Below are 13211 nucleotides of genomic sequence, written 5' to 3' on the forward strand. Positions count from 1 at the left end.
GACAAGAGAGGAACCCTCGTGTCACGCAAGGAAGAGACTACGGCCCACGGCTCCCCCACTCAGCACGGCCCGGAGCCGCGGTGGATGCGCCGCGTCCTCGACGGGGACAAGATGACGTTCCATGTCGGCCCGGCACGGTGGGGCGTCGCTGCACCGTACGCGGCCGCCGGCCTGCCCGTCGTCGCTGTGGCGGCCGACACGGACAAGGGCGGCCTGCCCGAGCCGTCCATGGGCGGCTTCCTGGACCTCATCAATGTCGTGGGCTCGAACTTCCCCCTCGGCGGATGGGCGGGGTTCGGTGCGACGCTTGCGGGCGGCTCCGTCCTCGGGTATCTCCACCTGAAGCAGAAGTGGGACCTGGGCAAGAGCGGGCCGACCGCGAACGGGAGCGATGCGGCCCAGGTCGGCTTCGCCAACCCCAAGGAACTCAAACAGTGGTTGTCTGAGTCCGCTCTGCGGGGCCGCGCGGGCACCCTGCGCCCGTCCCTGGAAGGGGAGAAGCGGCGGTCCATCAGCCCTCATGAGGTCGGCCTGCACCTGGGCACGGACCTGCTCTACAAGAAGGGCCTGTTCGTCGCCTGCGAGGACATCGTGCTGATGTACGCTCCGCCGCGCTCCGGCAAGAGTGCCCAGTACGGCAATGCCGTCATCGACGCGGCCGGCGCCTGCGTCGTCACCTCGACCCGCGGGGATCTGTACGAGCACACCCACAAGCTGCGCCGCGAGCACAACCGGCCGGTGTGGGTGTTCAACGCGGGCGTGAGCGGGGTGGAGAACACGCTGCGCTGGAACCTGGTGGAGGGCTGCCAGGACCCCGTGGTGGCGCTGCGCCGCGCGGGCTACCTCCTGTCGGCCTCGGCCAGCGGGGAGGCGATGGAGAACGCCTCCTTCTGGGAGGGCCACTCCTTCATGGTGCTGTCCTGCTACCTGATGGCGGCGGGCATCAAGGGCTACGACCTGACCCGCGTCCGGGCCTGGGTGACCGACTCGACCAACCGTGAGCCCCTGGAGATCCTGGAGGGCCACCCCCAGCTGGTCCCTGCTGGCTGGGCCCGGGGCCTCGGGCAGATGCGCAACGCCCCGGAGAAGACGCGGGACAGCGTGTACCTGACGCTGGTCCGGTCGTTCGAGTTCATGTCGCTTCCCCAGGTTCTGGACATCGTGTCCCCCCGCCCCGGACAGCAGAAGTTCGACGTGGCCGACTTCCTCCGCTCGCGCGGCACCCTGTACCTGATGGGCCGTGACCAGCAGTACGGCAGCGTCGCCCCGCTGTTCACCGCCCTGGTGGGCGAGATCTACGAGGCGGCCTACCTGGAGGCGGACAACAGCCCCGGCGGCCGCATGGACCCGTACGTGCGCTTCGTCCTGGACGAGGCGGCCGTGATCTGCCCGCTTCCGCTGCACAAGTGGTCGGCGGACGCGGGTGGCCGGAACATCCAGCTTCTGGTCAGCGTCCAGTCCCCGTCCCAGCTGCGCGAGCGGTGGGGCAACAACGGCGCGCAGACCATCATGAACAACTCCGTCCGCGTCGCTCTGGGCGGCCTGTCCATCCCGCAGGATCTGGAAGAACTGTCCCTGCTCTGCGGGGAGAAGGACGAGGAAGTGGCCACCTCCTCGTCCACCGACGACGACAAGACGTCGCGCAGCGTCTCGGTGCGTCGGGTCCGGATCATGCCGCAGGACGCCATCCGGCAGATGAAGGAAGGGACCGGCCTCGTCCTCTACCGCCACCTTCCGCCGATCCGCTACGCCTTCACCCCGGTGTGGAACCGGAAGGACGTCAAGGAACTGGCGAAGCAGGAGAAGGCGCAGGCCAAGCTGAAGAAGAAGGGCGTCCAGGTCGCCGGGCCCGTTCTCCCGCCGCAGATGCCCGCCACGGCGCCGCACGTCCCGCAGCAGCAGCCCGCGGCGGCCCCGGGCGCGATCCCTGGGCAGGCACCGGCCGCTGACCAGAGCATGTGGGGGAAGACCGGATGACCGAGCAGTCCAAGGAGACGAAAGCCGTCTGGGAGCGCACCCGCGAGCTGGGGCGGCAGCTGGACGAGGTGAACGGCCGCCTCGACACCCTGGAAGAACAGAAGCTGGCGGACCGGATCGAGGAACTGTCCTTGGTCGTCAAGCGGCTGGCCAGCAAGCCCGAAGCCGACACGCCGGCGGTCTGGAACTGGAACGCCTTCACCCCGCAGCAGCAGGTGGGCGCGTGGGAGATCCTCCTGCAGTGGGTGGAAGGCACGTTCCGGGTCCGCTGGCCCCGCTCCTACAAGGAGATGCTGGGGTACGCGGAGCGCGGCTCCTCGTGCTGGTGGCAGCACCCGGACATGGTGGAAACCCTCACCAGCCTGATGATGAGCCACCACTGGGCCTATCTCGACAAGGAGGCGTCCCCGCTGCGGGTCGCTGAGTGGCTGGGCCGCTGGCTCCCCGACGCTGTGCGCCAGGGCAAGTTCATCCTGGAAGAGTGCAGGGCGGGGTACGAGGGCGGCAACGGCCACAAGCACGACCTGTTCGAGAACAAGGCACTGCAGCACGACCGCGAACAGCTCGACGGGTACCTGCACATGCTGCGGACCGGCGAAGTGCCCAGCTGATCCGCCGCACGACGACAGAGGCCCGGACCGATGGTCCGGGCCTCTTCGCGCGGCTGGGGGTCAGGCGGCTGTCGGCACGGGCCGCTGCTTCTCGGTGCTCGTCGCCCACTCCAGGCCGTGCAGGACTCCGGCCGCGTAGTCCTCGTCCACTTCGTGCCAGGCGTTGCGCTCGATGCAGTCCCGGGCCCGGGTCTCTTCCCGCCCGACCTCGCGGGCGGTGTACGGGTACGTGTACGCCTCGTGGCTGATCGGGCTCGCCTGCAGCTCCCCCAGCAGCCACGCGGCGGCCGCCCACACTCCCTGGGCCACGGCCGCGTCCTTGTGGTGGTTGGCGTACACCTGGACCCGCGCGGCCTCGCCGGCGTGGTACTGCCGGGCGGCATCGTCCCGGAGCGCTTCCAGCTCGGCGCGCTGACGGCGGACGGCTCCTGGAACCCCTGGAATCGGCTCCGGCTTCGGCTGCACGGTGTTGCCGTACTCGTGGCCCGGCCACTGGGGCGTTGCCCCGGGCAGAATCGTGGGCCGCTCGGGGGTTCCAAGGATCTCGCTCACCGACCGCTGGGGCGGCTCGGCGGGCCCGTGCGGCGCCTGCTGGCGCTCGCTCCACGGATCGCTGCTGCTGGCCATGGAACGACGGTAGCCTCGGGGACTGACACATCACCAGAGTTGAGCCTGGTACCTGCAACAGCAAGCCGCTATCCTGTTAGAACATGACTTAAAAATGATCAAGGGGGATGCGCTCTATACACGAGACTGCTGCCACTCGACTTGGTTAGCGCCCTGAAGACGGGCTTGTGACCACAAATCAGGGATAGGTCGCTTAAGACCTGGGGAGTCAAAGCCCAGGCTGCGTAAAGCCTATTTAAACGCTCAGATACCGAGACTCCAGAGGCAGTTCGCAACGTCCTACGGTTCGCTGCACCAGCGGTGAGCCTAGTTGGCGCTGTGGTGGTCTCTGGAGCAGCACTCCCCGCTCACCACAGCACATGTTCCGGAAGGGATACTGGGGTGAGCGTTTTCTGGACATCCCTGCTCGAATTTGTCAGCCCGCGCACTCTTCTCGTAGTCATCAAGTTTCTCCCGGTCTTGCTAATCGTGATGCTTATGGCTCCTGCCTTCATGGCTTGGCCGCTTCTGAGGCCAGAGAAGCACGAGGCGCTGCTGGCGGTCATGCAGAAACTCATCGACTGGACTCGCGTCAGCTCGCGGGCTTAGCTCTCCATTCGTCAGGACCCGTTGGCCTGCGGCCCGGGTCCGGGCTGAGCGGGGTGGTTCCCTCGTTGGGCGGCAGGCGAAGCCCTACCGCGCCGTTCGTCGGACGTCCAGGATCGGGCTTGCCCGACCGCGCTTGCGCGGCGCCGTAGGCGTCCTGGATGGCCGGCGGGCGGTGTGGTGCCCTCCGGGTGCCGTCCGACGAGGGGGCCGCACCGCGACCCACCACCAACTCCACCACCCACACACCCGCACCCAAGATCCCTGCCCCCCACACCCTCCGCAGGGTGGCCGGGGTGTGGGGCGGAGCCCCGCTCAGTGACCGGTCCTCGAGTAACGGCGAAGGGGCGGACCGCCTGGTGGCAGTCCGCCCCTTCCGGGTGCAGTCGGGCTACATCTCGACCTCGTACCCGCCGACCTCGACCGTGGGGGCCTCGATCTGCGGTTCCGGCTGCTGCACCACGGGCTCGTCGCGCCGTGCCCGCTCGGCCTCTTCCATCTGCCGCGTCTGCTCGCGGTCGGCCAGGACTTCCGTCGCCACCTTGGCGATGTCGACGGCCTTCTGCAGCTCCTCGCCCGTGAGGGTCCGGCCCGCCTTGTGGGCCCGCTCGCGCGCCTGCTGCAGCTGCTCGGGCTCGGTCGGCTGCTGCTGTTCCAGCTCCGGTTCCACCTCGGCCTGCTGCACGTCCTCCGGAAGTTCCAGGGTCTCCGGTTCCGGGGCGCGCAGTTCCAGCTGACGCTTGGCGGCCTGCGCCTGCTCGCGCGTCGGCTCGGTGTGCTCGTGCCACGCCTCGCGGGCGGTGTGGACCTGTTCCAGCTTCTCGACGTCCTCGGTCAGGGTGGCGGTCAGGGCCTCGTAGGACTCGGCGGTCTGCTCCAGCTCCTGGCGCTGCTCGTCGGTCTCGGCCTCCATCGCGGCGACGTACTTCTGCAGCGACTCGCGCTCGGCGTCGGCCAGGGACTCGCTCGCCTCGCGCAGCTGGCCGGCGACGTGCGGCGGGGCCCACTGGGTCTCGCGGTCGTAGCGCTCAACCATGCGGCGCAGGGACGCGTCCGACGCTCCGACCAGCTCCATCCGGTCCTCGGGCTCGCCCAGGGCGCGGTACGCGCGGTCCCAGTCCTGGCGGACGTCGACCGCACCGCGGCCCGGCCGCTGGCCGATCGGGTCGCGCTCGCTGTCGTACTCGTGCGCCTCGCGGTAGGCCAGCACCGACCCGGCGCGCTCGATCCAGCGTTCCCGCCAGGTGGGATCCTCCGGCACGGGGCCGAACGTGTCCCGCGCCCACTGCGGCAGCTCCTCGGACTCCGCCAGTTCCCGTCCCAGTTCCAGCCGCTTGGCCTCGGCAATCTCCGCGACGGCGCGGGCGTACTCGCCCTTCGGTCCCTCGATTCCAGCGGTCCGGTTGCGCCAGTCGGCGCGCTCCTCGGCGGCCTGGCGCTGCTCCTCCGCGATGCGGTGGCGCTCCTGGGTCTCCTGCCCGCCGTGCAGCACTTCGGCGCCCAGCTGCATGGCCATGGCCTGGTCCAGCGCGGCCTGCTGCTGTGCCTGCTCGGCTGCTGCTGCCTCTGCTGCCCGCTGGGCCTCCAGCGGGTCGATGACCTGCGCTTGGATGACTGCCTGCTGCGCGGCCAGGGCGTCCTCCTGGCTGCCGTTCCAGGCCAGCACGGGGGCCTGCTGCATGGCCTCGGCCTGCCGGGCGGCCTCGGCCTGGGCCTCGTCGCTCACCTCGTGGTCGACGTGGGCGACGGGCGCCACGGCCAGCTGGCCCATGAGGTCGTTGACGGTGGCTTCCTGGGTCTCGACGGCCTCGCGCACCCGCTGCTCGTCGGCCTGGACCTGGCGGCGCTCGGCGGTGTCAATGCTCTGTTCCAGGCGCCAGTGCAGCACCTTGCCCAAGTCCTTGGCGTCTTCCAGGCGGCCCTGCTGCACGACGTCGCGCAACAGCGCGGTGGCGTCGTGGCCTTCGGCCTCGGCGCTGCGGCCGAGACGGACGAGGGAGCCGTACGCCTCGCTGTCGCGCAGCTCGCGGTACCGGTCCGGTCCCAGCTCCTCGTGCAGCAGACGACCGAAGCGGACCGTGGCGTCTTCGGTCGCCAGGTCCTCCATCTCGTACGTGTGCTTGGCCAGGGAGCGGGACCATTCCAGCTCCTCGCGCTGCACCTGCAGCGCGGACTTCTCGGCGCTGGAATTGTCGAGAGTCTGGGTCAGCACGGCCAGCTTGTCGGGGCGCTGCTCGACGGGCACGCCGGCGGCGTCGATGGCGACGTACGCCGTGTTGGAATCGCGGCCGCGCGTCATGGCGACGTAGAACGACTCCCGCGTTCCAGCGCCTTCCACCAGGGTGTGGCAGGTGTCGACGGTGCGGCCCTGGGCGGCGTGCACGGTGCCCGCGTACGCCAGGTCCACGTGGTTCTCGACGTACGACGGCGGCAGCTGGAGGGTGTCCCCGTCGTCGTAGGCGACGGTCACGGCGCCGCTGTCGGAGATGCCCAGCACCTTCACGACGTCCCGGTTCGTGGCGAAGCGCTCGCCGCTCGCGGCGGTCAAGCGCCGGTTGTTCTCCCGCAGCTGGATCATGTCGCCCACACCGACGGTAAGGCCGCGCTTCTCCAGCTCGATGCCCTCTTCCGCGACCAGTCCGAGCCGTACGAGGTCGGCGCGGGCGCGGGCCGCGAGCTCGTCGGCCTGCTCGTTGGTCGGGGCGATGAGCAGGGAGTTCTTGCCTCCCACGTAATCCGCCAGCCACGACTGGTAGGCGGCGCTCACCATCTCCTCGCGGGTGCCGCCACGGAGGCGGCCGCGGTCCTCGTAGGCGGCCAGGGCCTCGCGCTTGCCGTCCCGCAGCTGCAGGGACGCGTCCTTCTCCCACTCGCTGGAGAAACGCATCACCTGGTCGAGCCGGTGCACGTTGGGCAGTTCGTCACTGAGCTGGGCGAAGATGCCGCCGGCGCCCACGGCGCTGAGCTGGCTTCCGTCGCCGGTGTACAGCACCTTGGCGCCCACGCGGTCCGCGTACCGCCGGATCTCGTCCAGCTGCCCGTCCTCCGCCATGGACGCCTCGTCCACCATGACCAGCTGGCCGGGGCGGAGCTGGTGGGCCTCGCGGTCCGATTCCAGCACGGGCAGACCCAATTCCAGGCGCCGGTTCGTGTGCAGGAACTTGGCGATGTTCGCCGCGTTCTCCACGCCCTCCTCGGACAGCACGCGGGCGGCGCGCTGGCTGACGGTCAGACCGATGACAGGCCCGACTTCCTTCGTCCAGACGTCGTGGATCGCACCCGCCAGACGGCTCTTTCCAGTTCCAGCGGGGGCGGCCACGACCTCCATGCGGCGGCCGGAGCCGAGGATGGCGCGGAACGCCTTCTCCTGCCCCTCGTTGAGCTGGGCGCCAGCCACGGCCTCCTCGATCACCTCGCGGACCACGGCGGGGGATCCCAGCTCCGTGGCCTTGGCAATCAGGCGGCCGGTGCGCTCCAGGTGGGCCTCCGTGGCGTACCGGCGGGCGCCGTGGCGGGCGTAAATGGACTGCCCGTCCTCGCGGGTCAGCTCGGCGGGGAGCGGGACGAGGTTGGGCGCGGTCAGCCGCACCACCCCAGTGTCCGTGCCCGACTGCAGCGCGGCGTCGGCCAGCTCGTTCACGATCGCCTTGACCTGGTGGCGTTCCAGCCCTCCGAGACAGTCGGGCAGCTCCTTGGAAATCTCCACCACGAGGTCCGCCCGGCGCCATGCTGACTTCTGGTCCTGGACGTTCTCGACGGCCCGGCGCACGACGTCCTCCGGGTCGAATTCCAGGCCCGATTCCAACTCGGCCGCGTCGCGTTCCAACTCGGCCGTGGCTGCCTCGGCGGCGGCTGGAACGCCCGCCAGGGACTCGCGGGTGTCGGCCACCATGTCGGCCTCCCAGCGGGCCAGAAGCTCCTCGCGCGGGATGGCCTCGGACTTGTTCTTCCGGGCGTTCAGGTTCGCCCACTGCGCCATGCGCGCCAGCTCGTGGGCGGACGGCGACCGGCCGTTGGCGGTCTCCCACTCGGCGGCAAGCTCGGCGGTCTTCTTGGTGATGGTCTTCCGGCGGCTGCTGAACTTGTCCCGCTTCTCCTCACCGATACCGACGATCTCGCGGGCCATGCCGTCCGGGCGCATCGCCGTACGCAACCCCAGCTTGCGGTACAGGGCCTCGTCCGTGGTCTTCTCGAAGAGGTGCCCGGCGGCCTTCGTGTGCCGGTAGATCTCCTGCCCGTCGATCGTCAGCCACTTGGTGCGGGTCTCGCCGGTCACCGGGTCGGTGGACGTGGCCTGGACGCGATTCCAGATCGCGTTGTGCACGTGCATCTGCGGCTCGTTGTCCCGGCTCGTGTGCTGCCGGAATGACGCGATCGTCCAGCGGTGCGCGTCGACCTGGCGGCCGGTGGGCGTGCCGTCCGCGTCCTTGGCACCGTGGCGCCCGTCCCGGGCGTACCCGGCCTCTTCCTGGAGGAATTCCAGTCCGGCCTGCACGCCTTCCATGACGCATTCCCACACGGCGTCAGCCTTGGCTGCGGCCTCGGCCGCGCCCTCCATGTCGCCGGCGTCGCGCAGCCGCGCGGCCTCGATCTGGTACCCCGCGTGCAGCAGGGAGTACGACTTGGGCACGGAGAACGTGACGTCGTAGTACGACCGTGCGGAGGGGGCGTTCTGGCGCACCTTCAGCTCCGCCGCGCGCTGCTGCTCGGGGGTCGCGTCGGGCCCCAGTTCGTCCAGCGCTTTGGCCACCCGCTCCTCGATGGACTTCGTGTAGTCCATCGGCTTCCGACCCACCCGGGCCTCGTCGTAGATGGCGGCTACCTGAGCCTTGTACTCGTCTGATCCGGGCTCCGCCGTGATCGCGGAGAGTGACGCATGAACCTGCTCGTGCAGGCGGGGGTCGGTGAACTTCGAGTACATGTCGCTCATCAGCGCATGATCGACTTCACCCGTCAGACCAAGATCATCGGCGCCATCCCCGAGCCAGATACCGGCCGGTTCTCCGGCCTGCTCGATCGCCTTCAGGTAGTAGTGCTCGCCACCGCGCCCCACCTGATCAATCAGGTAGCTCGGGTCAGATCCCGGGCTCACGGTAGCGGTCATATGATCACGGTACGGGCCATCGGATGGTAATGCAAGGGTGTGTTAGAGAGATGTTCGTGCCTGTGGTTTGACTGTCTGTTAGGTGGTCTGGGTCTTGGGCGGCATTCATAGATCCGTTGGCCTGGCCGTGGTTGGTGGTCTGGGTCCCTTCTTGGCTGCCTATCTGTCCGATGGTCCTGCGGCCTGCTGGTGATCGCACGTGGAGCCTGGGTGGGCGACTGTTGACGGCTGCGGGAGGTTAGCCCAGTAGGCTGTGCGGAAGACGACAGAGGCCCGATCCCCGGATGCACGGGGCGGGCCTCGACTGTTACCAGGAGTGATTTTCGGTGGCGGGTGCGCCGGCGGTGCGAGGCAGACCCTCGATCTCTGGGCCCGCTGCGCCTGCCCGGCCTAGCGTGTACTCGCTTCGCTCACCAGAGGGCGTCCTGGTGGTCGCCGGAAGGATGCCCAGCCGCAAGAGCGGCGGCGATGGCGTCGGCCTCGCGGCCCGGGGCGGCCGCCAGGATGGCGTCCCGAACGGCGACGGCCCGGCCAGCCGGGCCCCGCACGTCCGCAAGCGCGTGACCGGACAGGTTCCGGCGGGCTTGGAAGTCCAGGATGTTCTGCAGTCGGTCCCCTGCCATCCAGTGCTCGGGGTTCTGACAGCTGGTCTCATCACAGATGTGGCGGATGACCACGGCTCCGCCACGGAGGGCGTCCGTACCGTGGTGGATGGCCCACCCGAGTACGTGGGCCGAGACTACGCGGGAGGTGCCCGCCGGACGGCTACCCGCCCGTATCTTTCCGTGTCCGGAGTCGCTGATGGCGCCAAGCCACCAGTGACAGTCCGTTGGGCCTCCGCGGTACACCTTCGCCTCGTACCGGGCGGCGGTCGACGGATCGGCGGCGAGGGACTGCCACGGCACAAGAGGAGTCGGCGTGCCTGCTGCTCTCGGGTAGGCCACGGAGCTAATCGACTCAGGGTCAGTCATCTGTGCCTCCAATTCCATCTCAGGTCCAGCGGCTGGAACTAGGATTCCAGGCCCCCTCAACGGCGGCCGACTCGTCGCCAGATCCCCGGACTCGGCCAAACCAGGGTCTGACTGGCGGGGCATGGGGGCGAGCGGGTATCTCTACCGCAGGACGGAGGGGGAAGCGTTGTCGGTCATCAAGTTGGCGCTGCAGATGACGAAGCGGCGGCGCCTGTCCATGCCGGTCTGGTGGCGCCGGCCGCCCGTCCCCGGTTCACGCCGATCACAACGGCAGCGGGCCGTGTCCGAACTGCGCGCCCAGGGCCGGTACGGGCCGGAGCTGCGCGACGTGCTCCCCGGCTTTATCGGTCTCGGCCTGGCCGTGCTCGCGCCCGTCCTGCTGCTCAGCTGGCTCTACCGCGCGCTCGGTGTCGGCGGCCTGGTGCTCGGCATCGTCCTCCTGGCGGTCGCCGCAGCCGCGGTCCTGCGCCTGCACCAGTCGGTCGCCCGCCGGCGCGGTGGCCGCTACACCGAGGCGGAGCTGGCCAGGCTCGATGACCCGGGCCTGGCGGTGGCGGTCGCGGGGATGCTGCGGCGCGACGGCTGGCAGGTGGTCGACCTGAGCGCGCGGGAGGGGCGGCCGCGCCTGTACGCCCGGGACCGCCGGGGCCGCGAACTCGACGTCGCGTTCCGCCCGGTGGCGACGGCGGACGAGAACAAGGTGACGGGCGGGCCCGCTCCCTTGCGGGAGGCTGGACGGCCCGGCGTCGACCACCTGATCCGGGTCGTGGTCCACCTTGGCGCCTTCAGCCGTGCGGACGTGCTCTGGGCCTCCCGCCAGGGAGGCGTCCACCTCCTCGACGGCCACCAGCTGCGGAGCTGGGCGGGCGGCGCCACCTTGGACGACCTGGGCCTCGCTGACTGATACTTCTTCGCACTGTCGCATCGCGGCGGCGGGCTCTGCCACGCGGAACCGGGTAACAGTCCACTGCGACGGTTTACCCCTGACCTGCGGGAATTATAGAAACTGGCCCTCACCTGAGAGGGAGAAAAAGGAAGTGCCGCGGCTCGTGCCTGTCGAGCGGGCCGACGTCGACGAGCACCAGGACCACGACGAGCCTTCCGGCCTGACCTGCCGCCGGCCGCCGCAGATTGGGCGCCCTGGGTCAGTAACCGGGGACAGCGAGTTGTGGGTTACTGACCCTAGTAACGCGAGGGCCCCGATGCTCCGCAAGGAACATCGGGGCGAACCTCACGCTGGCCATGTCATCTTCGTCAGGAGGGTGGCGAAGATGGGGATGGCATAGGTGAGCTACCAGTAGGAACGTGCCCTGAGATCCCGCCCGGGTCGGCGAGAAGGACGTAAGTGGGCGCTGAGGGCGAAGGGCGGTCCGTCTCGAAGACCGGCGGGTCCTTCTCCCAGATGAGGTACAGCACCGTGATGATGGCGAGTCCAACCAGGATGGCTGCCCCAAGCTTGGGGTCCCGGTAGGACATGTAGACGCCAACACCTGCCAGCACGAGGGCGAAGATGAGGAGCAGGCTCACTGGCCACTCCCCAGCTCGTCAACGGAGTTGGCGGAGATGACAGGTAGTACTACTCCCCGATAAAGGTGCCAACCGCAGCATTTCAGGCATTTCAAACTCGACGATTCGGCGTTGTGAGCCTTAGGCTCGATGGCGGTACTGATTCTTCTTCTCCTAACAGTCGAAAGCTCTTGGATCGGGCTATTCGGACAATCTGGACGAGAGGGTCGGGCTACGCGGCGGCCCCCTGTTGGCGCAGGGGGCCGCGATCTTTTTGCCTCCCGGGGTCGAGATCGGTCGGACTACGCGGTTTCAAGCAACCCGTTGGCGCGGGTGATGCTCCTCGAACTCGGCCCGGATGTCCTCGTTCTGACGCACCAGGAGCAAGCCTACGCAGCCCGCGCGGGCTCACCGAATCCGGCCGAACGTACTCGATGCTTATGGACCACCGCTGACAAAGGCGATGACCTGCGGAAACAAGCCGGTTCGGGGGATCGAGCGCGACTGTTGCCCCCCGATTTGAATACATCGAGAGGTGCCGTATCCGCACCCAGCCGGCGTCGATCTCGGCCCGGATGATGGATCTATTCGGCGGTCTGGAGCGGCTCCCGGCCGCGTCTACGTATGCCGATCTGCACGCCGTTGGCGGTCACAGCCGTGCCGATAACGCCAACGACGCTCGCGGCTTCCGGGTTGTGCGTCAGCGACAGGATGACCACGGCGACGATGGAGATGAGTCCAGTCAGGACCGTTACCCATGTGAGCCATACGGAGCTGGGCGCTCCGGTCGTCACTGTTGTACCTTCGAGGGGCGTCACTCGGTCAGTTCTCCCTTGAGCAGGACGGACGGCCTCGACGACACGAGAGGGAGATTCCCCCCGCGGCCGGCCGTAGGAAGCGAGGACCGCGATGGGGGGTCTCCCTTCGTCATGCAGCCGAAGGGCGTTTTCGGTAGCCATAACCGTACTGGTGGCACTGACAGCAGGCGCCAAATGCCGTAAGCCGCAAATCGGTAGAACGTGATGTTTTGCAGGGGAGGGGGAACACGATTTCGGCAGACGGGTATTGTGTTGCTCAACCTCTTACCTTCGTAGCGCTACCGGGAAAAAGACCTGGTCAGACGAGGTTTGCGGGTGTACTACTTGCACGCGGGGCTGTGCTCCAACTCACACTGGTCGTGTCAGTCGGTGAGCTGCCTTCTGTCCTTCTGGTCCGGCAGGCTGGGCGGTTGGCCACTGACGTTGCTGAGCATCCGCCGCACGGTCTCCGGATGCCAGTGGTCCCCTCTTCGGCATGATGCCCTCAGCACCCAGGGCCTCGGCATCTCGCGGTATGACAGCTCGTCGCGCGGGCCACGTAAACCGCCCACGGTGGCGTGGGCCGGCAGCGTCCAACAACCGATCTTTTGTTGGACACAGGGCCGCTCGACGGCGGCGACGCCCTCGCGACGGCGCTTCGGTGTCCAGATAGGCCGTCCAACAAGTCGGGGCGTCCAACAAACTGTCGGCACCGGTTTCTGTACGGTGTCCGTCCATGACGACACTTCCCCAGTGGGCCGAAGACGGCGACGACCCCTTGACGACCTTTCCCGCGGCACCCTCCGGCGTCCTCATCGGCTACGCCCGCGTCTCCACCAAGGGCCAGCTACTCGACCGGCAGATCAGCGCCCTGGAGGGCGCCGGGTGCGCCCGGATCTTCGCGGAGAAGAAGTCCGGCCGGAACACCGAGCGTGAGGAACTGTGGAAGTGCCTCGACTACCTCCGCCCCAACGACACCCTCGTGGTGCCCTCCCTGGACCGGCTCGGCCGCTCGATCCAGGACCTCATCTCC

Annotated in this window: 8 protein-coding genes and 1 pseudogene; 5 read left to right on the top strand and 4 right to left on the bottom strand. The window is 68.6% G+C overall.

Going from position 1 to position 13211, the window contains the following annotated elements; translation table 11 throughout:
* The first annotated feature begins 84 nt into the window (after positions 1 to 84).
* Complete coding sequence (locus tag F3L20_RS33810) at positions 85 to 1977, top strand: type IV secretory system conjugative DNA transfer family protein (protein WP_150157869.1); 1893 nt, start codon at positions 85 to 87, stop codon at positions 1975 to 1977.
* Positions 1974 to 2588 (top strand): hypothetical protein, encoded by a 615-nt coding sequence (locus tag F3L20_RS33815; RefSeq protein WP_150157870.1) that lies wholly within the window; start codon positions 1974 to 1976, stop codon positions 2586 to 2588. Before F3L20_RS33810 ends, F3L20_RS33815 begins: the two co-directional genes overlap by 4 nt.
* Before the next feature lie 60 nt (positions 2589 to 2648).
* Here F3L20_RS33815 and F3L20_RS33820 read toward each other — a convergent pair whose 3' ends face one another.
* Together F3L20_RS33820 and mobF are read right to left on the bottom strand one after the other, a co-directional pair.
* Entirely contained in the window at positions 2649 to 3215 is a 567-nt protein-coding gene (locus F3L20_RS33820) for a hypothetical protein (RefSeq protein ID WP_150157871.1), read from the bottom strand.
* Positions 3216 to 4191: 976 nt separating this feature from the next.
* Positions 4192 to 8826: a MobF family relaxase gene (gene mobF, locus F3L20_RS33825; RefSeq protein ID WP_240811042.1), complete on the bottom strand. Its 4635-nt coding sequence runs from the start codon at positions 8824 to 8826 to the stop codon at positions 4192 to 4194.
* Here mobF and F3L20_RS35205 point away from each other — a divergent pair.
* Complete coding sequence (locus F3L20_RS35205; protein ID WP_240811043.1) at positions 8737 to 8934, top strand: hypothetical protein; 198 nt, start codon at positions 8737 to 8739, stop codon at positions 8932 to 8934. The two genes, mobF and F3L20_RS35205, sit on opposite strands and share 90 nt — an antisense overlap.
* Positions 8935 to 9314: 380 nt before the next feature.
* Here the strand turns inward: F3L20_RS35205 and F3L20_RS33830 are convergent, their stop codons facing one another.
* Positions 9315 to 9875 (bottom strand): HNH endonuclease, encoded by a 561-nt coding sequence (locus tag F3L20_RS33830; protein WP_240811038.1) that lies wholly within the window; start codon positions 9873 to 9875, stop codon positions 9315 to 9317.
* Positions 9876 to 10041: 166 nt separating this feature from the next.
* Between F3L20_RS33830 and F3L20_RS33835 the strand changes: the two genes are divergently transcribed.
* The gene (locus F3L20_RS33835) at positions 10042 to 10779 is read left to right on the top strand and encodes a hypothetical protein (RefSeq protein WP_240811039.1); all 738 of its coding nucleotides are present in this window, start codon (positions 10042 to 10044) and stop codon (positions 10777 to 10779) included.
* Between the two features lie 1186 nt (positions 10780 to 11965).
* On the opposite strand, the gene F3L20_RS33840 is transcribed toward F3L20_RS33835, so the two are convergent.
* Positions 11966 to 12175 (bottom strand): hypothetical protein, encoded by a 210-nt coding sequence (locus tag F3L20_RS33840; protein ID WP_150157873.1) that lies wholly within the window; start codon positions 12173 to 12175, stop codon positions 11966 to 11968.
* Positions 12176 to 12914: 739 nt separating this feature from the next.
* Here F3L20_RS33840 and F3L20_RS35210 point away from each other — a divergent pair.
* A pseudogene (locus F3L20_RS35210) lies at positions 12915 to 13148 on the top strand (recombinase family protein); the annotation flags it as partial.
* Between the last annotated feature and the right edge of the window lie 63 nt (positions 13149 to 13211).

The sequence above is a fragment of the Streptomyces tendae genome (assembly GCF_008632955.1).
Lineage (GTDB): Bacteria > Actinomycetota > Actinomycetes > Streptomycetales > Streptomycetaceae > Streptomyces.

What these genes read in the sequence shown, in the direction of transcription:
- F3L20_RS33810 (WP_150157869.1), top strand. Translation starts at nt 85, where the DNA reads ATGCGCCGCGTCCTCGACGGGGACAAGATGACGTTCCATGTCGGCCCG.
- F3L20_RS33815 (WP_150157870.1), top strand. Translation starts at nt 1,974, where the DNA reads ATGACCGAGCAGTCCAAGGAGACGAAAGCCGTCTGGGAGCGCACCCGC.
- F3L20_RS33820 (WP_150157871.1), bottom strand. Translation starts at nt 3,215, where the DNA reads ATGGCCAGCAGCAGCGATCCGTGGAGCGAGCGCCAGCAGGCGCCGCAC.
- F3L20_RS35205 (WP_240811043.1), top strand. Translation starts at nt 8,737, where the DNA reads ATGATCGACTTCACCCGTCAGACCAAGATCATCGGCGCCATCCCCGAG.
- F3L20_RS33830 (WP_240811038.1), bottom strand. Translation starts at nt 9,875, where the DNA reads ATGACTGACCCTGAGTCGATTAGCTCCGTGGCCTACCCGAGAGCAGCA.